This is a genomic window from Bacteroides sp. BFG-637 (assembly GCF_024793605.1).
GTDB lineage: Bacteria > Bacteroidota > Bacteroidia > Bacteroidales > Bacteroidaceae > Bacteroides > Bacteroides vicugnae.
Genome location: NZ_JANUPD010000002.1, coordinates 358,396 through 380,514, shown reverse-complemented (window position 1 = coordinate 380,514; position 22,119 = coordinate 358,396). Strand labels below are relative to the sequence as shown.

At 42.1% G+C, this 22,119-nt stretch carries 15 protein-coding genes and 2 pseudogenes; 8 read left to right on the top strand and 9 right to left on the bottom strand.

What is annotated here, in order from left to right; translation table 11 throughout:
- Positions 1–157: 157 nt before the first annotated feature.
- From NXX38_RS01645 to NXX38_RS01635, 3 genes are read right to left on the bottom strand one after another with little or no spacing between them, the layout of a single operon-like run.
- Positions 158–628 carry a GyrI-like domain-containing protein gene (locus NXX38_RS01645; protein WP_074557540.1) on the bottom strand — a complete coding sequence of 157 codons (471 nt, stop codon included), beginning with the start codon at positions 626–628 and terminating at the stop codon, positions 158–160.
- A gap of 31 nt (positions 629–659) precedes the next feature.
- A complete protein-coding gene (locus NXX38_RS01640; RefSeq protein WP_258978453.1) occupies positions 660–1,790 on the bottom strand; it encodes a GyrI-like domain-containing protein in 1,131 nt (376 codons plus the stop codon).
- On the bottom strand, positions 1,787–2,203 hold the full coding sequence (locus NXX38_RS01635; RefSeq protein WP_258978452.1) for a DUF3788 domain-containing protein: 417 nt from the start codon (positions 2,201–2,203) through the stop codon (positions 1,787–1,789). Before NXX38_RS01635 ends, NXX38_RS01640 begins: the two co-directional genes overlap by 4 nt.
- Positions 2,204–2,399: 196 nt before the next feature.
- Between NXX38_RS01635 and NXX38_RS01630 the strand changes: the two genes are divergently transcribed.
- Complete coding sequence (locus tag NXX38_RS01630) at positions 2,400–3,020, top strand: hypothetical protein (protein WP_258978451.1); 621 nt, start codon at positions 2,400–2,402, stop codon at positions 3,018–3,020.
- A 31-nt stretch (positions 3,021–3,051) separates the two neighbouring features.
- On the opposite strand, the gene NXX38_RS01625 is transcribed toward NXX38_RS01630, so the two are convergent.
- Positions 3,052–3,759: a LytTR family DNA-binding domain-containing protein gene (locus NXX38_RS01625; protein ID WP_217721308.1), complete on the bottom strand. Its 708-nt coding sequence runs from the start codon at positions 3,757–3,759 to the stop codon at positions 3,052–3,054.
- Positions 3,756–4,763, bottom strand: a complete 1,008-nt coding sequence (locus NXX38_RS01620) for a sensor histidine kinase (protein ID WP_148365767.1) — start codon at positions 4,761–4,763, stop codon at positions 3,756–3,758. Before NXX38_RS01620 ends, NXX38_RS01625 begins: the two co-directional genes overlap by 4 nt.
- A 230-nt stretch (positions 4,764–4,993) precedes the next feature.
- Between NXX38_RS01620 and NXX38_RS01615 the strand changes: the two genes are divergently transcribed.
- The 3 genes and pseudogenes from NXX38_RS01615 (at position 4,994) to NXX38_RS01605 (ending at position 10,625) form a co-directional block, all read left to right on the top strand.
- Positions 4,994–6,097: an efflux RND transporter periplasmic adaptor subunit gene (locus NXX38_RS01615; RefSeq protein WP_148365765.1), complete on the top strand. Its 1,104-nt coding sequence runs from the start codon at positions 4,994–4,996 to the stop codon at positions 6,095–6,097.
- 9 nt (positions 6,098–6,106) lie between these two features.
- Positions 6,107–9,251 (top strand): annotated as a pseudogene (locus tag NXX38_RS01610) (efflux RND transporter permease subunit).
- A 12-nt stretch (positions 9,252–9,263) separates the two neighbouring features.
- On the top strand, positions 9,264–10,625 hold the full coding sequence (locus tag NXX38_RS01605) for an efflux transporter outer membrane subunit (RefSeq protein WP_258978450.1): 1,362 nt from the start codon (positions 9,264–9,266) through the stop codon (positions 10,623–10,625).
- Between the two features lie 43 nt (positions 10,626–10,668).
- Here the strand turns inward: NXX38_RS01605 and NXX38_RS01600 are convergent, their stop codons facing one another.
- On the bottom strand, positions 10,669–11,514 hold the full coding sequence (locus NXX38_RS01600; protein WP_148365860.1) for a 23S rRNA (adenine(2030)-N(6))-methyltransferase RlmJ: 846 nt from the start codon (positions 11,512–11,514) through the stop codon (positions 10,669–10,671).
- A 225-nt stretch (positions 11,515–11,739) separates the two neighbouring features.
- On the opposite strand from NXX38_RS01600, the gene NXX38_RS01595 reads away from it, so the two are divergent.
- Positions 11,740–13,047, top strand: a complete 1,308-nt coding sequence (locus tag NXX38_RS01595) for a DUF2845 domain-containing protein (RefSeq protein WP_258978449.1) — start codon at positions 11,740–11,742, stop codon at positions 13,045–13,047.
- A 58-nt stretch (positions 13,048–13,105) separates the two neighbouring features.
- Here NXX38_RS01595 and NXX38_RS01590 read toward each other — a convergent pair whose 3' ends face one another.
- Entirely contained in the window at positions 13,106–15,235 is a 2,130-nt protein-coding gene (locus NXX38_RS01590) for a cation:proton antiporter (RefSeq protein WP_195649979.1), read from the bottom strand.
- A 300-nt stretch (positions 15,236–15,535) separates the two neighbouring features.
- On the opposite strand from NXX38_RS01590, the gene NXX38_RS01585 reads away from it, so the two are divergent.
- From NXX38_RS01585 to NXX38_RS01575, 3 genes and pseudogenes are all read left to right on the top strand, one after another.
- Positions 15,536–16,645 carry an efflux RND transporter periplasmic adaptor subunit gene (locus tag NXX38_RS01585; protein WP_217721338.1) on the top strand — a complete coding sequence of 370 codons (1,110 nt, stop codon included), beginning with the start codon at positions 15,536–15,538 and terminating at the stop codon, positions 16,643–16,645.
- Between the two features lie 6 nt (positions 16,646–16,651).
- A complete protein-coding gene (locus NXX38_RS01580) occupies positions 16,652–19,759 on the top strand; it encodes an efflux RND transporter permease subunit (RefSeq protein ID WP_148365756.1) in 3,108 nt (1,035 codons plus the stop codon).
- Positions 19,737–20,987: pseudogene (locus NXX38_RS01575) on the top strand (TolC family protein). Before NXX38_RS01580 ends, NXX38_RS01575 begins: the two are co-directional and overlap by 23 nt.
- 103 nt (positions 20,988–21,090) lie before the next feature.
- Here the strand turns inward: NXX38_RS01575 and NXX38_RS01570 are convergent.
- Entirely contained in the window at positions 21,091–21,474 is a 384-nt protein-coding gene (locus NXX38_RS01570) for an MmcQ/YjbR family DNA-binding protein (protein ID WP_148365754.1), read from the bottom strand.
- A 21-nt stretch (positions 21,475–21,495) separates the two neighbouring features.
- Positions 21,496–22,068, bottom strand: coding sequence for a Crp/Fnr family transcriptional regulator (locus tag NXX38_RS01565; RefSeq protein WP_258978447.1), 573 nt, complete (start codon positions 22,066–22,068; stop codon positions 21,496–21,498).
- Positions 22,069–22,119: the final 51 nt, after the last annotated feature.

The following is a 22,119-nucleotide window of genomic DNA, read 5'->3' as shown; positions in this document are numbered from 1 at the left end:
TCATTTTTCGCTATGCTATTTTTAGTTGTTCTCCTTGAATACAATATCTTTTTCGTTGCCTAATGAGTTTTCGTTTGACTTAAGTTGAACGAAAACTGGAATGTATATTCGATAGTTATTGATAGTAAGGAAAGAAATAACTAGATGAAGTAAATATTCATAATAGTGGCATTTCTATTCTCGTCACCTGTTCTTCTTCGGGTATGTTGGGATTACTGTAATAATATTCTATGGATGTTCCCGAAGGTTTGTAACCGTTGTTTTTTATCCATTCCATCATTTCATTGTACAGGACAGCCAGTTCACTGTAAGTTCCTCTATGCAGACAGGAAGCTATTTTTCTTTCCGGTATCGTAATAGATCGTATATTCCCTTCACCCTGTAACTCTCTGGATGATTTTAGACCAATAATCATTTTTATATTGTGCTCAGTCAGGCTCTCAAAGTCGGGATACTCAACGTAAGGAATATCAGTAGTGACTTCGCCTTGTGCCTTAAATAAAGAGTCTATTTTTACGAAGTTCTTCCCGATAGCCTCCGACATTCCGTTCATATCCGTGTGTACTTCAACAGCCAAAGCGGATTGCTCCGGTTGTTTCAATAGCATGATTTCTGAAATCTTTCCCATAATACATTGTTTTTAGAGTGTTGATAATTTCTTATTTCTTTGTGACCGGAATATAAATGTCGGTCATTAATTCTGTTCTAAGAGTAGAGTAGGGACGGTTCATATACATCTCAAAGCTAAAGGTACTTTGAGGGCGATATTTACTTTCCGGAAACCACTTTTCATAAATAGTCCGGTATAACTTATGCAACAAAGAGTAGTCTCCGATATGTCTGAATACAGCATAACGTCCACCGGGAACTTCCATCACTTCCGGTTGCGAATCATTTTCAGTGGCATCGATTGTCACCCCGAGATAGAAGCGGCATTTATTCATGGGAGTTATGGACGGGTCATCCATACTAAGGCTGACAAACTTATAATTCAACTTTTCTTCATTATGCTGCTTGGCGTAATTGGCCAGTCTGTTCCATATTAATTTGTATCGGAGCTCATCTTTGTATTTTTCACCAACCTCGATACAAAATACTTTCATTGGCAGAATCGACCGGATTTCAGGAGTGATAACCGCATGTTGCTCATCATACATCGGCTTGTACTTCTCTCTATATTGAAAGCTCGATACGCCAAAATGTTTTTTGAAGGCTTTGGCTAGACTAAATTTGGTCTGATAGTTTGTCTGTTCCGAAATCTGATTTAATGTAAACTCGGTGGATACTAACAAATGTGCTATTTGTTCGAGACGTAAACGCTGTATGTAGCTTCCGATATTTTCTCCGGCAACAGTTTGAAACACTCTTCTGAAGTGATATTTGGAAAGTCCGCTTATCGTGCTAAGCATGTCTGTATTCAAAGTCTCGAATAAATGATTATTGATATAAACGATTATATCCTGAATCTTCTGGTGATGGATATTACAGGTTTCCAGCTTCTGTTTCCACCGTTTCAGATGGGGTAACCGTTCGTTGAGGATGTGCCTAAGTTCCTCCGGCGAATAAGCAGTACCTGCATATTCATTGTACTTGTCGGTGTATTTTATCCAGATATTAATCATTTCCGACATCGGAATGTCAACGATATATTTTCCGTCTTTCAGACAGTAATAGCAATATTCATCACTTCGCGAACCGTCGGAGTTAGTACCCAGATATTTCTCTACATCAAAGCGGAGAGGCATCCCGCAACTTTGACAATATCTCTTATTTATTTCTGATTCAATCATCGGTTTGGTTTTCGTTTGATAGATAGGAGCCGCTCTATATCATTAAATAAAGAAGTATCTTTTAACTCGAACATAAGCCACTTCCCATCATGGAAAGTGGTCGTCTCATCATATATCTTTTGAGTCGCATTGGAGAACATTTCTCGCATGGATTCGAATTTAGTGCGTTCATCTTTACCTAAAATAACCATGAACCCAATCGTTTGCTCTTTGGCGTATAGGGCACATAGAGTTTTTCCGCCTCTGCGATATTTGTATTCGTAGGTCCATTTTTTTCCTCCATGATTCCACATTTGTTCCATATTGTACTTCTGTTCGATAAGTTGGCGAAGTGAAGTCCATAGATCATAAAGTTCCTTACCAGTCAAGGCTTCCAGAGTTTTGGGAGTTGGGATTTGAAAAGTTTTTTTCATGGCATTCCGTATTAACTTTTGATTATCTACATCACAAAGGTAGACTGAATTTCTAATAGATCGTTGTCCAATATAGGCATTTTAGGCAGTGCAACTGAACAAACTGTCCCGAAATTAATTTATTTTGTAGAAGTGGGATATTGATGTATAACCTTTATCTTTGCATTAATTTAAAACAAAGCAAAATTTAAAGAAAATGAAAACAATGCTATTAGCGGTAGGCACTCTGTGCCTCATGGCAGGTTGCTCGTCGAAAGTGAGCAGTTCTAAAGGAATTGTAAGTGATGCAACCATGAATACGGTAACGATTGTTACGGATAAGAATGATACCCTTTCATTCAGTACGATGGATGCAAATAAAGAAGAAGTCAACGGTTTACTTCTGAATGATACGCTGGAAGTCTTTTATACAGGAAAATATACACCGGGGATGCCGGCTACCAAATTAGTTCAGTATCCGCAATCTCCGCTTGTGGGAGGTGACCGGGATGAACATGGCTGTATCGGTTCTGCCGGATACGTATGGTGTGAAGTGCAAAAAGACTGTATCCGCTTATTTGAGAAAGGGATTCGTACAGAAGCGGTGGATGGCAGCGGCACTTCAGCTTTCATTGTCTTTGGTCCCGATTCTACACAGCTGGAACTTTTCTTCTCCAATAATCAGCCCAATGAAATATTGGAAAGGCGTGGACTGCTTTCAGGAGGTTATGCATGGAACGTGGAAGACGATGATACGAAAAATGTACGCTTGATAGATGGCTTGTGGACAATCAGCCAAAGAGATAAATTAATTTATACCCAGAAAGCCGGGAGCTAATTTAAAAAGCTCCGGTATTCTGTAGATTTGTTTATAGTGTCATATTTCTGGCCGTCAATGTAGCATAGACATTTTCTGCGTATTGTCTTCCTATGGGGATTACAATCCGGCATCCGGTCAGGTTTATTTCCCGTTTAGAGAACCGTTCCACCTTATTAACCGGAATGATATAGGAGCGGTGCGTACGTAGAAAAGACTTTTCGGGTAACATCTCCTGAATACTTTTCAGACTTGTGCGCGATAATATATAGTTGCCGTTTATACGGAATATTTTCGTATAATTCTCCATTGCTTCGATATAAAGAATATCGGAGATAGGGATGGATATGTTATTGTATTCTTGTTTGATTATGATGTTTTCCGGTACTTTATGCTGGCGTGCTTCAATAAAGACAATCGCTTTCTCAACAGCTTTTTCAAATCGTTCATAAGCAAAGGGTTTATGCAGGAAATCCACGGCATCGAGGTCGAAGCCATCCAGTGCATACTGTGCATGGGCTGTCGTAAAAATAAGGCAACTTTCGGGAGGAAGCGCATGGGCAATATCCAGTCCGTTGGTACTGTTCATTTCAATATCCAGAAAGACCAGATCAGGTTTGCGCCGGGCTATTTCTCGCAGTCCGGTCAGCGGTTCGCTGAAAGTAGTAAGTTCCAGTCCTCCTTTTCGTTCGCAAAACTGGCTGATGATGAGCAATGCAATCGGTTCGTCGTCAATAGCGATACAAGTAAGCTTTTTCATCGTAGTTGAATGTTAAGATAGGTTTTGAAACATCCGTTTTCTTCTTTTGTAATCAATGCAAAGCGGCTGGGATAAAGAAGCTCCAGTCGTTTACGGCAATTGTCTATTCCGATGGCATGAGGATTTTTGTGGTTCTTCTTCATAATCATATTCTCGGTTTCAAAGTTTAGCAGTCCCTCCTTTACAATGATACGAATAAGAATTGTACAGTCCGTGTCGGACGAAACGCCATATTTGAAACTGTTCTCGACAAAAGTAATGAGAATCATCGGAGGAATCTGTATCTGTTCGTCATCCATCTCGGTTTCAAATACCACTTTCGTATGCTTGTTTAAACGCAAAGATTGCAGGTCAACGTATTGGCGTATATATTCTACTTCATTGCTTATGGAAATCAGATCTGAAGTAGTCTGGGCATACATATATTTCAGAATATTGGAAAATTTGATAAAGGCGGATTCTGTTTTGTCCGACTTCGTAAGTACCAGCCCGTAGAGAGCATTTAATGTATTAAAAAGGAAGTGCGGATTGATTTGTGCCTTGTAGAGAGCCAGCTCCGCCTTGTTCTTTTCCGCTTCAATCTCCTGTTTGGAAAGAATTTGCCGGAAAAGTTCAAAGATCAGTTCTATGGAAAGGCTGAACCCCGTCACTACCAGAAAAAAGAACCACACAGTCTGCGCCCGCATATGTTGCCGGGTTTTATGCATTATCGGATCTATATTGTCGGGTTCCGGTGGATATGGAAAGTGGGTTAGCAACCATGTGATGAAGATAAGCGATAGCATGAGCAGTAAGATATGTCCGAACTTCCGTTGCATGAAAAGCATCGGTAGTTTCACTTTACGGTAGATGAAGTACAGACCGTAAAGATAGGCAATCAGGGTCAGCATAAAGACCGTGTGGTGTACAATCCATTTGTCTACCGGCACTAGCATGATGATGGGCGGCATGATTACCAGACAGAAAAGCAAGTCGATGTAAACAGGTATATTAGTACGTTTCATATTCTTCTCATTGCTCGTTTAACTCCCGGAAGTATATTTTCTCACTTCTTTGCAAAGATAAAAGATTGTTCTGAAACCCCAAGCATTCCCTTTTGTCGTTCGTCATCATATTCTTGCCGTTCGTCACTACATTCTTATTTTATTGTTTGATAATTCTTAGATTTGGTCAGTCGCGTTTTTTATGGAATAATGGGTTATAAATCATTAACAATCATTTAAATATAGCTACAATGAAACAACTAATCATTTTTGCCTTGGTTTGTTTGCCTCTGTTATGTGCTTGTGGAGGTTCGCAACAGAAAAAGGCAGAGGCCACGTACAAAACACTTACCGTAACACAAAGTGACCAGATTTTAAAATCCGATTATACAGCTACGTTACGAGGGCGGCAGTATGTTGAAATTCGTCCGCAGGTGAGTGGCATTATTACCGGAATATGTATCAATGAAGGGGATCCTGTCCATAAAGGGCAGACACTTTTCATTATCGACCAGGTTCCTTATAAAGCAGCGTTGGAAACAGCAGTTGCCAATGTAAAAAGCGCGGAAGCCAAGCTTGCCACTGCTAAATTGACAGCAGATAGTAAAGCTGAACTTTACAAAGAACAGATTGTGTCCGAATTCGATCTGCAAACAGCCCGTAATGAACAAGCGGCGGCAGAAGCGGCATTGGCACAGGCTAAGGCACAGGAAGTGAATGCGCGCAATGACCTTTCTTATACCGAAGTGAAAAGTCCGGTGAACGGAGTCGCCAGCATGATTCCTTATCGGGTAGGGGCGTTGGTGAGCAGCAGTATCACCGAGCCGTTAGTCACTGTTTCGGACGACAGCGAAGTATACGCCTATTTCTCCATGACGGAGAATCAGATACTCGACTTTGTACAACAATATGGCTCACTTAAAAAAGCGATAGAAAACATGGACGAAGTGGAACTGACTATGAGCAATGGAAAAACCTATTCCCATACCGGAAAGGTAGACGCTATCAGCGGTACGGTGGATGAAGGAACCGGTGCTGTTGGACTGCGGGCTGTTTTTGCCAACCCCGACCAGTTCCTGCGTAACGGTGGAAGTGGTAAAGTAGTAGTTCCTACTATAAAGAAAGGATGTATCATTATTCCGCAAGCGGCTACTTACGAATTGCAGAATCGTATATTTGTATATAAAGTGGTCGACGGTAAAGCGAAATCAACCCCGGTAGAAGTGTTCCGGTTGAATAACGGTACTGAATATATCGTTGAAACAGGACTTGAGCCGGGTGATGTTATTATAGCCGAAGGTGCCGGACTGGTGCGTGAGGGAACAGTAATCAAGAGTGATCCGACTAAAGAATAAGATGCCGTTATGAAAATCAGAACATTTATAGACCGGCCTATTCTCGCAGGAGTAATTTCGGTCGTTTTTCTTATCATCGGATTGATAGGACTTTCGCAGCTTCCTGTTGAACAGTTTCCTGAAATTGCACCTCCTACCGTCAGCGTTTCCGCTACCTATACCGGTGCTAATGCGGAAACAGTACAGAAGAGTGTAGTCGTGCCATTGGAAGAAGCGCTCAACGGGGTAGAGAACATGATGTACATGACCTCTTCCTCTACCAATAACGGTTCAGCGAGAATCACCATTTACTTCCGTCAAGGGACCGACCCCGATATGGCGACAGTTAATGTGCAGAACCGTATTGCTACGGCACAAGGATTATTACCGGCAGAAGTCACCCGCAGCGGTATCACCGTCCGTAAGCGCCAGACAAGTAATATCAAAGCATTGGCATTGTATAGCCCCGACAACACGTTCGATGAAAGCTTTCTGAATAACTATCTGAAAATCAATATCGAACCCCGTCTTTCACGTATTGCCGGTGTGGGTGAGGTGAATGTGATGGGAGCGGACTATTCGTTGCGTATCTGGCTCGATCCTGCCAAGATGGCTAAATATGGATTGGTTCCGTCCGACATCACGACGGTACTTGACGAACAGAATCTGGAAGCCCCTACGGGAACGCTTGGCGCCGAATCGAAGAATACTTTTCAGTATGTATTGAAATATCGCGGACGTTATGAAGAAGAAAAAGGATTATGGCAATCTGGTAATCCGTTCGCAGGCAGGAGGCGAGGTGCTACGGCTGAAAGATGTGGCACGTATCGAATTGGGTGCCAACTCTTATACATACATCGGTGAAGTGAACGGGCATCCCGGTTCCAACTGTATGATTGCGCAGACTTCCGGTTCGAACGCCAATGAGATTATTAAGGAAATAGATAAGGTGACAGCAGAGATCGCTCAAGGATTGCCTAAAGGAATGGAGCTGGTAGACCTGATGAGTTCGAAAGATTTTTTGGATGCATCCATTAAGAATGTGATCAAAACCTTGATTGAAGCCATTCTGTTAGTGGTACTTGTGGTTTACGTTTTCCTGCAAAATTTGCGGTCTACGTTTATTCCGGCCATTTCTATCATCGTTTCCCTTGTGGGTACTTTTGCTTTTCTCTATGCCGCAGGTTTCAGTCTGAATATGTTGACGTTGTTTGCACTGGTGTTGGTTATCGGAACGGTGGTGGATGATGCTATTGTTGTGGTGGAGGCGGTGCAGGCAAAGTTCGATGAAGGATATAAATCGGCTTACCGGGCCACCATTGATGCCATGGGGGGCATTACCTCGGCACTGGTAACTACCACCTTTGTCTTCATGGCGGTATTTATTCCCGTATGTTTTATGGGAGGAACTACCGGAACGTTCTACACCCAGTTCGGACTGACCATGGCTGTTGCCGTAGCAATATCTCTAATTAACGCGTTAACTTTAAGTCCCGCTCTCTGCGCACTGATAATGACACCGCACATGGAGGCTGCGAAAGGGGAGAAGTTGAGTTTCTCATCCCGTTTCCACATGGCATTTGATAGTGCTTTTCATCGGTTGGTACTGAAATACAAGAGTGGCGTATTTTTCATGTTGAAGCGTAAATGGCTGGCAGGAGCATTGTTGTTAGTCGCTTGTGCGGGATTGTTCCTTCTGATGAAAACCACCAAGACCGGGTTGGTTCCTCAAGAGGATATGGGAACTATCTTTGTAGATGTGCGTACTTCACCCGGAAACAGTCTGGAAGAAACCAAATGTGTAATGGACGAAATAGATAAGCGTATTCATGACATACCGCAAGTCAGAATGTTTTCTAAAGTGACGGGTAACGGTATGATAAGCGGTCAGGGAGCATCGAACGGTATGTTTATCGTCCGTCTGAAACCGTGGGATGAACGTACGGAAAAGGAAGACGGTATCAATGCTGTTATTAACGAGATTTACCGGCGTACGGATGACATTTCTTCTGCTCAAATTATGGCCTTTGCACAACCGATGATTCCCGGGTATGGGGTAAGTAGTGGTTTTGAAATTTATATCCAGGACCAGAAAGGCGGTTCGGTAGAAGATTTGCTGAAATACACCCGTCAGATGATTGACGCGTTGAATGCCCGGCCTGAAATCGGACGTGCTTCGACTTCGTTCGATACAAAATATCCTCAATTTCTGGTAGAAGTGGATGCCGCCCTTTGTAAGCGGAATGGAGTGTCACCTTCGGATGTATTGAGTACTTTGTCCGGCTATATCGGTGGTAACTATGCATCCAATATGAACCGTTTCTCCAAACTTTACCGTGTAATGGTGCAGGCTTCACCGGAATTCCGTTTGGATACCGAAGCATTGAATAATATGTTTGTCCGCAATTCCAACGGAGAGATGTCTCCTGTCAGTCAGTATCTTACTTTGACACGAGTCTACGGTGCAGAGTCGCTGACGCGTTTCAATCTGTTCTCTGCCATCTCCGTCAATGGTGCTCCGGCAGATGGTTACAGTTCCGGACAAGCTATTCAGGTGGTACGTGAAGTTGCGGAACAAGTGTTGCCGGCAGGTTATGGCTTTGAGTTCGGAGGTATGTCACGTGAAGAATCCTCCACAGGGAATACCACCACACTGGTATTTATCATCTGTGTAGTCTTTATCTATCTTATTCTTTGTGCGCTCTACGAAAGTTTGTTCATTCCGATTGCGGTGATTCTTTCTGTACCATTCGGACTTGCCGGAAGTTTCTTTTTTGCCAAGATGTTCGGGCTGGAGAATAATATCTATTTACAGACAGGTTTGATTATGCTGATCGGCTTGTTGTCGAAGACAGCTATTCTGCTTACGGAATATGCTTCCGAACGCCGCCGTCAGGGAATGACAATCACACAAGCGGCTGTTTCGGCTGCACAAGTCCGTCTGCGTCCAATTCTGATGACTTCTCTTACGATGATATTCGGTATGCTACCGATGATGTTTGCATCGGGAGTAGGAGCAAACGGTAATATTTCCATCGGTGTAGGAACCGTAGGTGGAATGTTGATCGGTACGGTTGCTCTGTTGTTTATCGTACCTGTATTGTTTATCGTATTCCAGTATCTTCAGGAAAAACTGATGCCGGCACGTAAACCGGAAGAGTTGGAGAATCTTTAATTGTTGAAGTGTATGAAAAAGATAATAATATGTTTATTCCTGTCGGCCGGATTGAGCGGTTGTCATGTGTACCGGACTTATGAACGTCCGGATATGACGGTTACCGACAGTCTTTACCGACAGCCGGTGGGTGTAGCGGATACCGCTTCCATTGCTTCCCTTTCGTGGAAGGAACTGTTTACCGACCCGCAACTGCAACAACTGATTGAAACGGGTATCGCGAATAATACCGATTTGAATATCGCCCGTTTGAAAGTGAAAGAAGCAGAAGCATTACTGCTTTCTTCCAAGTTGGCTTATTTGCCTTCTGTATCGCTCACTCCGCAAGGAACATTGAGTAGCGTGGATGGTTCGAAAACCTCCAAGACCTATGATCTGGCAGCATCGGCAGACTGGGAACTGGATATTTTCGGAAAGTTGACCAATGCCAAACGAGGAGCCAAAGCCGCCCTCGAACAGAGTGAAGCCTATAGGCAAGCGGTACAGACACAACTGGTAGCAACGATTGCCAATAGTTACTATACCCTGTTGATGCTTGATAAGCAATTGGATATCACCCGTCGCACGGCTGAAACATGGGATGAGAACCTGCGTGCAATGAAAGCATTGAAAAGAGCCGGGCAAACGACGGAAATGGCTGTTGCCCAAACAGAAGCGAGCAAGCTATCGGTAGATGCCTCCGTACTTTCTATTGAACAGCAAATCAGTGAAATGGAGAATTCTCTTTCCGCTCTGTTGGGTATGGCTCCGCAGTTGATAACACGTTCTACGCTTGACAACCAGCGTTTCCCGGAATCCCTTTCAACCGGAGTGCCGTTGCAACTGTTGCACCGTCGTCCGGATATTCGTCAAAAGGAAGCTGAACTGGCTGGGGCTTTTTATGCAACGAATCAGGCACGTTCTGCTTTTTATCCCTCTATCACGTTGAGTGGTTCCGCAGGATGGACAAACTCGGCAGGTGGCGCTATAACCAATCCCGGACAGTGGTTGCTTTCCGCTGTCGGCTCATTGGTTCAGCCACTTTTCAATCGCGGGCAGAATATTGCTAATCTGAAAATAGCGAAAGCACAACAGGAAGAGGCGTTACTCACCTTCCGCCAAAGTTTGCTTGATGCAGGAACGGAAGTAAACGATGCGTTGGTGCAATGGCAGAAGGCGCAAGGCCGTTTGGCACTCTCCAAACAGCAGGTCACTTCGCTTCAGTCCGCGGTGCGTAGTTCCGAACTGTTGATGCGGCACAGTTCGCAAAACTACCTGGAAGTACTTACTGCCCGTCAGACTCTGTTGCAGGCAGAATTATCCGTCGCTTCCAATCGTTTTGATGAAATACAGGGAGTTATTAATCTTTATCATGCATTGGGAGGAGGATACTGATTGATAGTAGATGGATTAAAACAAAATTGTTAATAAGTTGATATCAAAGATGCTGAATATATAAACTCCCATCATAATCTTTGTATTTAGCATCTTTGTATATATCAACTAGTTGATTACTGTAATCAAGGATTATATCTGTGGAGGTTTGGGATAAATTGGTCGCCAGAATACCACTTCCCAAAATGCCGGGATTACATAATACACTGTCTTTCCTTATTGAATTCATGGTAAGCTCTACACCTGTGTAATCTTTGATGCCGGCCTTTTCCAGACTGGATGTAATATAGTTGTCCAAAGATGCTTTATCATCTCCGGTCATGAATCCATACCATAATAAACACTTCATTCCTAATAGAGTAGCCTGTATCAGGACATCGAGATAGGTTACTCCAGAATCTCCTTTCTTGTCTATTTCGTAAGGATCGATATGGATGAAAGAGGATGTGGGAAGTGAAGGCAGTAGCTCTATGGTACCTCTCGAAGAGTCGGCATGATGTATCTCTACAGAGGCACTTGATCCGATTTGTTTGGCATAGGTACCCACATTCTCCAGTGCACTCTTTTCTAAATCAAAGAATACAAACCTTTTTGCTTGCTTCCCTAATACATTCATAGCCAAGGCAGGTGAACCTAAATAATTTCCTTTTGCCATCTCTCCGCTTTCCAGTTGGTAATATACAGAATCTTTTAGAGATGGGACCTCATCTGCTTTCTCCAGGAAATGATAGATGCCATATTGTTGCTCCGGGGTTTGTGTCATCGGATAGATGGCACATGCCGAATTGGTCTCTACATATACTTGCGGAGTTTCATTCTTGAGTACTTCACAGAGTATCAGATGTTTCAAGACATCGGGTTGTTTTGCGAAATGAGTGTAAGTTGCCATATCGGTGTATTTAGGAATTAACCAATTCATGAATCGAAGTCGCACCAATAGCTTCGGAATTTTTGGCATGGTGCTTCCTTTCTTTAAATGTTCTTTGTGAATTACATAATTCTACAAATATAAACAGATAGGATAATACGGGAAAATAAAAGGGTGCTTTTTATCTGAAATCATTATGGACAAATTGTATTTTTAGTTAGCTTTGTAGAAATAAAACAAAGAATTATGAAAATGAAAGTCTTGCTATCTGCCATTGTATTTACGCTCTATACTGTTTCCTATGCTCAGAATATGAAAATGATTGATACTAGTGTGCCTAAAAAAGATAAAAAGGAGGCTGTGGTAGTTGAATATGATTCGTTAACTAATATACGCCCTTATAAAGATGCTTCCTATTATAAACAATTTGTTGGGCAAAGTATTTTGTTCTATCCCCGGAATCCAAATTCTTCGGAATCACTACCTAAGTATTATGCTAATTTTCTAACTTCTAATGAGCAGGTTGTTGCCATTGACACTATTTGGCGAAAAAAAAGATCTAACCCTAAACCTAAAGATTATAAATTAAATCAAATAACCTCCAAGAGATATAAACCTCAGTTGGTGAAGGATGGTTATGTTACTTTATGTGCTTCTTTTCACGATATACTTGAACAAGGATATAGGATTTTTCCATTTGAAATATATAGAGCAACGAATCATTCTATGGAAAAACATGATGGCATTTTCACACCTTATAATGAGATAGAAGGCAGGACTTTTAAAATTTTAGATATAGAGCTGTCTGATGCCGGAGTTGAAAAAAACACAATTTTTGCACTACAGTCTGAAGAAGGTGATACTCTTTATTGGTATGCTAAACGTGGTGAGTATGATGGATTCAATTATACCAGGCAACACTATCCTGTCATTGTATTAGGATTTATGGATAAAATGAAACAGTTGTATTTGAATAAAGACATATACATTAAAAATATTCATCCGATTAATAAATATAAATGTATGGAAATAGCCTATTCAGGCAGTGAAGATACTTATATGGTTCCTTCATTTGTTCTGAAGAATGATAGTGCCGATTTGATAATGCCATTATGTGAGAGTCCATCTCTATTTTCATACAAAGTAAGCATATTTGATAATCAGAAAAGAATGACTCAGATGTATTTCTATAATTTGGATGTTGTCGAAGCAGACGTTTATGAGGAAACAATGGAAAGAGAAAGACTTGCTAAAGAGGAATTATTGATGAAGGAAAAGTTAGCACAAGAAGAGGCAAAGAAGTTAGCTAGTATAAAAAGACAACAGAGAACTAAAGAATTATATAAGAAATACGGAAAAGCTACGGCGGACTTGATATTAAAAGGCCAAGTGTGTATTGGGATGACTAAGGCTATGGTTCTGGAATCATGGGGGCATCCTTCGGGTGGCATTAATAAAACTACTGGTGCATGGGGGACACATGAACAATGGGTATATGGAATGGGACAATACTTGTATTTTGAGAATGGAAAATTGACAACTATACAAAATTAGTCTGTTCTTGTTTAGTATAAGCAGCCTGTAATTTTAACAAGGTAGGCACTATGAAATATCAGTCTTTCTTAAACCACCTGTAAACCCATTTACCCACCTTTTCATAATGCCGGGTTTCGGTATCAGTGTATAGTTTAGAGAAGAATGATGTATCTAATGGTTCTCCCGATTGGTTAGGATATAATACGATTAAGCTATTGTTGGAGAAGTACTTACTAAGCTGTCTCGGTAGTTTCTCAAAAGAACTGTCGTAAGAGAGAGTTCCCGGTCGTGCACTGATAATAACTAATAAATGGTCGTAGCTTACTTGTCCCGTCAGCACCAGCAAGTCATTCCAATCTTCCAAAAGGGAGAAATCGGTAAGTGTCTGCTTATGCCGCTTTTTTATCCACGTTTGCAGGCGTATGGTTGTTTTTTCATTGGCAAAGAAATGTACCCGGCATCCGAGGGTACTTCCCATTCGACAGAAATGTTCCATCCAATGAGGAAAACCGGATTCGTATTCGGCTTTAGGAGGGACGGCAATGACAATTCGTTTGATTGTATGGACTGGTATTAGAAACTTAGAAATAATTATCTCACAGTTTAATCCATTCAATAAATGTTCGGCAAGTATTCCAAAGTATGAGTCTGTGATATTTTTCTTACGATGCAGACCGGTGATAATACTTGTGATCTCATTTTCCTTGACTGAATGTATAATGCCGGAAGCTATATTCAAATCATACCGTGTGACTTTCTTCAGTGGTACATTTGCTTCTGTTGCTGTCATTTCCGCTTTTTCCAGGTAATATTTGCTTCGAAGTCGTAGATTATCGGAATTATTATTGTCGTTGATTACATTGAGGGCCAGTAGATTATCTTTCAATTTAGAATCACGTATGATTAGAGACAGATTCACCATGTCCTCGATAGTGTCCGGGTTGGCTATGGATACTAAAATCTTCTCTGTTTCTTTTGAAGATTCATTTTCCGATAGTGAGTCATCCATTGCCACTTTTCTGGCTGCCCGTTCGGTAATCAGTGAACTCACTACGCAAGTGACCAGGATAAGCAAGACTGTGCCGTTTAGTACATCATCATTCAGCAAGCGCTCGCCGGTGGGCAGAATAATGTTATATCCGACCAATACGGCTGCCAATGTGGCTGCTGCCTGTGCGTTACTTAAACCATACATCAGGTTTCGTTCAAGAACAGACATCTTGTATATCTTTTGTGTCAGCCAGCACGCAATCCATTTGCCTGTCAGTGCCATGGTTATCATTACGGCAGCAACTTTTAAAGCATCCCCATGTCCGAAAATAACCCGTAGGTTGATTAACATTCCTACTCCGATAAGGAAATAAGGAATGAAGAGGGCATTACCGACGAACTCTAAATGATCCATCAATGGAGAAACGTGCGGAATGAGTCGGTTGAGTACTAATCCGGCGAGGAAAGCTCCCAAAATACCTTCCATACCTACAAGTTCCATCAGTCCTGCTCCTAAAAAGACCATTGCAAGCACAAAAATGAACTGCATCACGTTGTCATTGTATCGGTGGAAGAACCAGCGACCGATGCGTGGGAAGAAATAAATGATAAGTGCTCCTAGAAAGATTACTTTTACTACTAGCCAAATCCAGAATAAACCACCGGTTTCTCCTTTGAATAATCCGCCTATAACGGCTAGTACCAACAGCGTGAGCGTATCCGTCACCGCCGTTCCTCCTACAGCAATACTTACACTACGATGGCGGGATATACCGAAGCGGGTGACGATGGGATAGGCAACGAGTGTGTGGGAGGCATACATACTGGCTAGCAGCACAGAAGTGATTACGCCGTATTTCAGATAAGATATATTTGCCACGAACCCAATCCCGATGGGAATGATGAAAGCCAGTAATCCCAGTACTAATGCTTTGTTTCGCGTCTCTTTGAAGTCTCCCATGTTCATTTCCAGACCGGCCAGAAACATGATGTAATAAAGCCCGACTTTGCCGAATAACTGAAAACTGCTATCACGTGCCAGGATATTAAATCCATGTTCGCCAATAGCCAATCCCGCCAGGATCATACCGATAATATGAGGAATGCGCAGCTTATTCAATAATATCGGAGCAAACAAAATAATTAGGAGTACAAGGAGAAATATCCATGTAGGGTCGGTGATAGGGAATGTTAAATCAAGGCCAATCCAATCCATAATTTGATGAGTTCGTGATATTTGTTCCGCAAAATAACCTAAAAAAAAGCTTCTAAAAAAGGATTAGTTAATAAAATTAGTCATTTATTTTTTCTTCAGATTCATGATCGATGGAATGAAGAATGCGAGTGTCCCTGTTATCACAATTGCAATACCGCATATAGCAAAGAGATTGGCTATACCGATAGCATGACTCTAATAAAATTCTAATAGCGTTCTAACAAATCTCTAACAGGCTTCCGGAATACCTCCACTTACCTTTGCATCCGAAAAAGAATGCTAACAATATTTTTATGGATGATGATGAAAAAGAAAAATTTGCAAATGCTTTTAATTTGCGGTGCATTGCTAGTTACCGCATGCAAGAGTAAATCAAAGGAAGAACAACAGAGTGGTTATCGTATGGAAGGTGACACAGTACAGATCACAGACCGTTTTTTATCTGAAAAGATAAAAGTGGCTGAGGCCAGACTTGAACCTTATTCCAAAGAAGTGATTACTTCCGGTGTGGTACGTCCTATTCCTACCCGTTATGCCTGCATTGCTTCCCCTTTTGCAGGAAGAGTTATAAAATCGTATATACAAATCGGACAACAGGTGAACCGGGGAACCCCTTTGTTTGAAATCAGCTCACCGGATTTTACTACGGCACAAAAAGAATACTTCCAGGCATTATCGTCACGTGAGCTGGCTAAGAAAGATTTAAAGCGCAAAGAAGACCTGATAAAGAACGGAGTTAGTTCGCAGAAAGAACTGGAAGAAGCACAAAATGCTTTGCTTATTGCCGACAAAGAGTTTGAAAATGCGTCTGCTGCACTGGAAGTATATCAGGTAGAGCATCCGGAGAATATGACACTGGGACAGCCCCTTGTGGTGCGTTCGCCTATTTCGGGCGAAATTATAGAGAATAATATTGTGACCGGACAATACCTGAAAGATGATATCGAACCTGTTGCGATAGTGGCAGATTTGTCGGAAGTATGGATTGCCGCCCAAGTGAAAGAAAAAGACATTCGGTTTATCAATGCAGGCAGTAGTCTGGATATAGAAGTGTCGGCCTTACCGGGGAGGGTGATTAAAGGTAACGTCTATCATGTGGAAGAGGCGGTTGACGAAGATACAAGGTCTATCAAAGTACTTTCGGTTTGTGATAATTCGAAGAAACATTTGAAATTGGGTATGTATACTACCGTCCATTTTCTTAGTGCTCCCATTGAACAGATTCAGATTTCGGAGAGCGCATTGTTGCAGGGAGAGAAAGACAGTTATGTGTATGTGCAGGTTACTCCGGATATCTTTGTAAGAACACCGGTGAAGGTAGAAGCGACCAAAGATGGATTTGCTGTGATAAATGATGGATTGCATCCGGGAGATAAAGTCATCAGTGAAGGAGGATATTATTTAAAATAGGAGATTATGAAGAAGGATTTGATGCTTTCAATTATACAGAAAAGATGGATCATGCTTTGTCTGTTTGTGATGATGTGTGTGTTCGGATATTACTCATGGACACAACTTTCAATAGAAGCCTATCCGGATATTGCAGATGTCACATCGCAGGTTGTTACCCAAGTGCCGGGACTGGCTGCCGAAGAAGTGGAACAACAGATCACTATTCCTTTGGAACGTGCCATCAACGGTTTGCCCGGTATGCATGTTATGCGTAGCAAAAGTACGTTCGGACTTTCTATGATTACGATTGTATTCAAGGATGGGACAGAAGATTACTGGAGCCGCCAACGGGTACAGGAAAGATTGAATGAAGTGGAACTACCTTATGGGGCAGTCCCCGGACTCGATCCGTTGACGTCACCTGTGGGAGAAGTCTACCGTTATATTATAGAAAGTGACCAACATTCACTTCGTGAACTGACCGACCTCCAGAATTGGGTGGTTATTCCCCGTATCAAAGAAGTTTCAGGAGTGGCGGATGTGACAAATTTCGGAGGTATCACCACCCAGTTTCAAGTAGAAATAGATCCTTATAAACTGGAACAATATCACTTATCCCTTAGTCAGGTTATTGAGGCTATTGAAAATAACAATGCCAATGTGGGAGGCAGCATATTGAATAGGGGAGATCTGGGGTATGTGGTACGCGGTATAGGTTTGATAGAGAATCTGGACGATTTGGGGCATATTGTGGTCACTACAACTTCCGGAGTTCCTGTCTTTTTAAATGATATAGGCTCTTTGAAATACGGTAATCTGGAGAGGAAAGGTGTATTGGGATATACCGATCGTACCCGTGATTATTCGGAAAGTTTGGAAGGGATTGTGCTTCTTCTGAAACATGAAAATCCGTCTAAGGTATTGGATGGCATTCATGCAGCAGTGGATGAATTGAATCATGAAATTTTGCCGGAAGGGGTGCGTATACATACTTTTCTGGATCGTACCAGCCTAGTGGATACAACTTTGGATACTGTTTCCCATACGCTCTTAATGGGGATGGCATTGGTTGTTATTGTGCTTATTTTGTTTTTGGGCAACTGGCGTGGAGCATTACTGGTTTCAATCACCATTCCGGTATCCTTGCTTATCGCTTTTATCCTGATGCATCTTACGGATATCCCTGCCAATCTTCTGTCACTCGGAGCCATAGATTTTGGAATCATAGTAGATGGTGCCATTGTTATGCTGGAAACTATTCTCAAGAAACGTGAGGATTATCCCGAACAGTACATCGAAGAACAAAGTATCGCACAACGAGCCAAAGAGGTAGGACGCCCGATTCTTTTCTCCACCATAGTCATTATTACAGCCTACTTGCCATTATTCGCTTTCGAACGTGTGGAACGTAAACTGTTTACTCCTATGGCATTTACGATGAGTTATGCAATGATCGGAGCACTTTTGGTTGCTCTTCTGCTGATTCCGGGACTGGCTTATGCTATTTATCGTAAGCCGCGCAAGGTCTATAAGAATAAATGGCTGGAAAAATTGAAGGAGAAATATACTGGCGCAATAGTGAAACTCATAGAAAAACCAATAAAGACCATACTCTTTTCATGTTTGATTCTGATTGCAGGTATCGTGTTAAGTGGTGTTGTAGGGAAAGATTTCCTTCCTGAATTGGATGAGGGTTCGATCTGGTTGCAGGTGAATCTTCCTCCCGGCATTTCTGTTGAGAAATCGAGAGAGATGTCCGATACCCTTCGTTTCCGTACGATGAAGTATCCCGAAGTAACTTATATCATGGTTCAGGCAGGGAGAAATGACGATGGTACAGATCCGTTCACCCCTTCGCATTTTGAGGTATCTATCGGGATAAAGCCTTATGATGAATGGCCGAAGGGAAAGACCAAGCAAGATTTGATTCATGAACTGGAAGAAGAATATAAGACACTACCCGGTTTTAGGGTCGGATTCAGCCAACCGATGATAGACGGGGTGATGGATAAAATAGCCGGTGCGCATAGTGAATTGGTTGTAAAGGTATATGGTGAGGATTTTCGGGAAACACGTCGTATTGCGGAAGAAATCACCCGGGCGCTGGGAACGGTGAAAGGTGCCGTTGATCTGGATATTGACCAGGAACCTCCATTACCTCAACTGCAAATCATTATGAATCGGGATGCGATTGCCCGATATGGGCTGAATGTGTCTGATGTAGCTGATTTGATAGAGGTGGCAATCGGAGGGAAAGCTATTGCTCAGCTTTATCAGGGAGACCGTCAGTATGACATTACCTGTAAATATAAAGAAGAAATGCGGGATACACCCGAAAAGATAGCCGGATTGATGCTGACCTCTTCTACCGGAGCTAAAATACCCCTTTCGCAGGTAGCCGAAGTGAAGTTGAGTGTCGGGGAAAGTACGATCACTCGTGAAATGAACAGACGCCACCTGACGGTAAAGTTGAATCTGCGTGGACGCGATCTGGCTTCTTTCTTAAAAGAAGCGCAGAATGTGATCGATGCGAAAGTGAACTATGATAAAAGCAAATATACAGTCAAGTGGGGAGGGGCTTTCGAAAACCAGCACAGGGCCTATACCCGTCTTTCTGTCATTCTTCCGTTGACGCTGATGTGTATGTTTATTTTGCTTTATGCAACGTTCGGTAAGTTCCGGCAAGCCGGTCTGGTATTGTCCATCGTGCCTTTGGCGCTCTTTGGCGGAATGCTTGCGCTCAATGTACGCGGTATGACATTGAATGTATCGTCTGCCGTGGGCTTTATTGCCATGTTCGGACTTTCCATTCAAAACGGAATTATTATGGTATCTCAGATAAATAACTTGCGTAAAGGAGGAATGGAACTTCGGAAGTCTGTTATCGAAGGGGCACGTCAACGGTTCCGTCCCATTCTGATGACCTCGGTCACTACGGTACTCGGACTGTTTCCCGCTTCTCTGGCAACTGGAATCGGGAGTGATGTGCAACGTCCTTTGGCAACGGTTATTGTATATGGATTGATGTTCTCCGCACTCATTTCTATGTTTGTGCTTCCGGTTTTTTACTATCTGATTGAGAATAACGTTTTAAATAAAAAGAAGAATGATGAGAAGGAATATACACTTTAATATCTTGCTCCTTTTGTTGCTTGTGGAAGCAATGTCTGTTCATGCAGTGGCGCAAATACCGGACAGGACTCTCTATCAGAGTATTTCTCTCGATGAGTATCTGAAACGGGTAGGGGAAGGTAATCTAAACTATCTGGCAGAAAAATTGAATGTAAGTATAGCTGATGCGGAGATGATTGCGCAAAAAGTGCTTCCTGATCCGGAAGTGGGATTTGAAGCCGGTCATGAGACTTTTTCATTAGGGCTTTCCTATTCACTGGAATTAGGAAACAAACGAGGGGCACGGATAAAGTTGGCACGTAGTCAGATGGAGCTTGAAAAACTAATTCTGGAACAGTCATTTCAGAATTTGAGGGCCGAAGCTGCCAGTCTTTTTTTGGAGGCAGTTCTTCAAAGAGAGTTGCTTGAAGTACAGCAAAGTTCTTACCAGTATATGTTGCAATTGAGCCAGTCAGATAGTTTACGTTATGTGGCGGGAGAGATTACAGAGAATGATGCCCGGCAATCAAAGTTGGAAGCTGTCACTTTGCTCAATGCGGTTTATAGTCAGGAAGCTGCCTATCAGTCGGCATTGGTCGTGCTGAATAGACAGATGGGGATGGCTGCGGACACTCTTTATATTCCGTTAGGTCATTGGGATGAACTAAACCGTGAGTTTTATCTTTCGGAGTTGATTAAAGTAGGTCTGGATAATCGTATAGATTTGTTTACGGCTCAAAAAATACGGAAGTTACTTCCCGTGCATATAAACTGACGAGGGCAGAACGCCGCCCGGATATTGGCTTGTCCGTTTCTTATGAAAAAGACTGGAATCGTTTTTTTCCATCGGCTCGTTCTGCTACGGTAGGAGTGTCTGTTCCTTTGGCTTTTTCGAATATCAATAAAGGGGCCGTTAAGGCTGCTAAATTTCGTATTTCCCAGTCCGAAATTCAGGAGAAAGATATAGGAACAACAAATACAGGCAGAGATTATGCAGGCATGGTTCAGTTATGAAGCAGAGAAAAAGAAAGTGGTTCAATTTAAGTCGGGAATGCTTGGAGATGCTCAAAAAGTAATGGATGGGATGGTATATAAATACAAACGTGGTGAAACCAACATTTTGGATGTATTAGTCGCCCAGCGTACTTATAATGAAGTGCAGCAAGAATATCTTGAAACGATGAAAGGATATGCTGTCTCGTTGGTAGAACTGGAAAAGGCTTGTGGCATTTGGGACATACGTTTCTGAAAAGGGAGGATTCTTATCCGGTTCTACATTCTGCAATGACAGTAGAACCGGATATTTATTGTTAGAATACTAAATTGTAATTCTGATACCTGCCAACGAGAGTTTATGGCATTCTGTATCTTTCGCATATTCTATAATATTCTTCCTGTTTTTTCTTGGACAACTTCTTGATGACTTCTTCTACCGAATGATTAATCAGTTCTTTGATAAGTTTGTCGGGCACATCTCCCTCTAAGTATACGGTTATCCAATGTTTCTTATCAGAAAATGGTCCCCAAAAAATATCTCTATACTGTTCTATTAATTCTTCTGCCTTATCAGGAGCACATTTCATATCAGCCCAGAATCTTCCGTTCTTTGGTTGTAATGTGGCAAAAGTGAACATTTTATCCATGACCTTAAAAACCAGGACATTTTCACCAAACGGCATACATTCTGTTGCTCCTTTAACAGACAGGCAATAGTCTCTATACTCCTCTATATTCATGATTTCCCTCTTTGTTCTTTTTCAGAGCATTCGTTTCAGCTTTGCCCTGATCCGGCTCAAACTTACCGGAGTTATTCCCAGATAAGAAGCAAGGCATTCTAATGGCATTCTCTGCAATAACTCCGGATTGTTCCGGATCAGCTTCATATACCGTTCGGATGCATTGGTGAATAATAGGGAAATAAGTCTTTCCTCCGTTTGCATGAATTCGGATTCGGCAAACTTACGTCCCCAGTTGGCGATATGAATGTCTTCTTTGAATAATTCCTGTAAGTCTTTACGCTTCAGTAAATACAACTCCGACTCTTCCATCAACTCCATCGATTCATATCCCTGCTGGTTATCCACATAACTTTTCAGCGAGACAATGGCAGCACCCTCTTTCCCGATCCAGAATGTAACTTCTTTCCCATCCACAGGAATATAAGCTCTGACAATCCCTTTCTCGATAAAAAAGATATTCGTTTCAGTTTTACCGGCTTCCAGTATATGATACCCTTTGGGGTACGTCACTTTAGACAGATGCTTTGTCAATTTATTCATCGAAGCTTCCGGTATCGGGTATATCTTATTGATAATCTCGTGTATATCCATATAACATGAATGTTATGTAGGTCGGCGGCATTGCTGCCGCTTTCCCCATTA

Excerpts from the sequence above, each read along its gene's own strand:
- NXX38_RS01645 (WP_074557540.1), bottom strand. The coding sequence starts at position 628 with ATGGGAAAGATTTCAGAAATCATGCTATTGAAACAACCGGAGCAATCC.
- NXX38_RS01640 (WP_258978453.1), bottom strand. The coding sequence starts at position 1,790 with ATGATTGAATCAGAAATAAATAAGAGATATTGTCAAAGTTGCGGGATG.
- NXX38_RS01635 (WP_258978452.1), bottom strand. The coding sequence starts at position 2,203 with ATGAAAAAAACTTTTCAAATCCCAACTCCCAAAACTCTGGAAGCCTTG.
- NXX38_RS01630 (WP_258978451.1), top strand. The coding sequence starts at position 2,400 with ATGAAAACAATGCTATTAGCGGTAGGCACTCTGTGCCTCATGGCAGGT.
- NXX38_RS01625 (WP_217721308.1), bottom strand. The coding sequence starts at position 3,759 with ATGAAAAAGCTTACTTGTATCGCTATTGACGACGAACCGATTGCATTG.
- NXX38_RS01620 (WP_148365767.1), bottom strand. The coding sequence starts at position 4,763 with ATGAAACGTACTAATATACCTGTTTACATCGACTTGCTTTTCTGTCTG.
- NXX38_RS01615 (WP_148365765.1), top strand. The coding sequence starts at position 4,994 with ATGAAACAACTAATCATTTTTGCCTTGGTTTGTTTGCCTCTGTTATGT.
- NXX38_RS01605 (WP_258978450.1), top strand. The coding sequence starts at position 9,264 with ATGAAAAAGATAATAATATGTTTATTCCTGTCGGCCGGATTGAGCGGT.
- NXX38_RS01600 (WP_148365860.1), bottom strand. The coding sequence starts at position 11,514 with ATGGCAACTTACACTCATTTCGCAAAACAACCCGATGTCTTGAAACAT.
- NXX38_RS01595 (WP_258978449.1), top strand. The coding sequence starts at position 11,740 with ATGAAAATGAAAGTCTTGCTATCTGCCATTGTATTTACGCTCTATACT.
- NXX38_RS01590 (WP_195649979.1), bottom strand. The coding sequence starts at position 15,235 with ATGGATTGGATTGGCCTTGATTTAACATTCCCTATCACCGACCCTACA.
- NXX38_RS01585 (WP_217721338.1), top strand. The coding sequence starts at position 15,536 with ATGATGAAAAAGAAAAATTTGCAAATGCTTTTAATTTGCGGTGCATTG.
- NXX38_RS01580 (WP_148365756.1), top strand. The coding sequence starts at position 16,652 with ATGAAGAAGGATTTGATGCTTTCAATTATACAGAAAAGATGGATCATG.
- NXX38_RS01570 (WP_148365754.1), bottom strand. The coding sequence starts at position 21,474 with ATGAATATAGAGGAGTATAGAGACTATTGCCTGTCTGTTAAAGGAGCA.
- NXX38_RS01565 (WP_258978447.1), bottom strand. The coding sequence starts at position 22,068 with ATGGATATACACGAGATTATCAATAAGATATACCCGATACCGGAAGCT.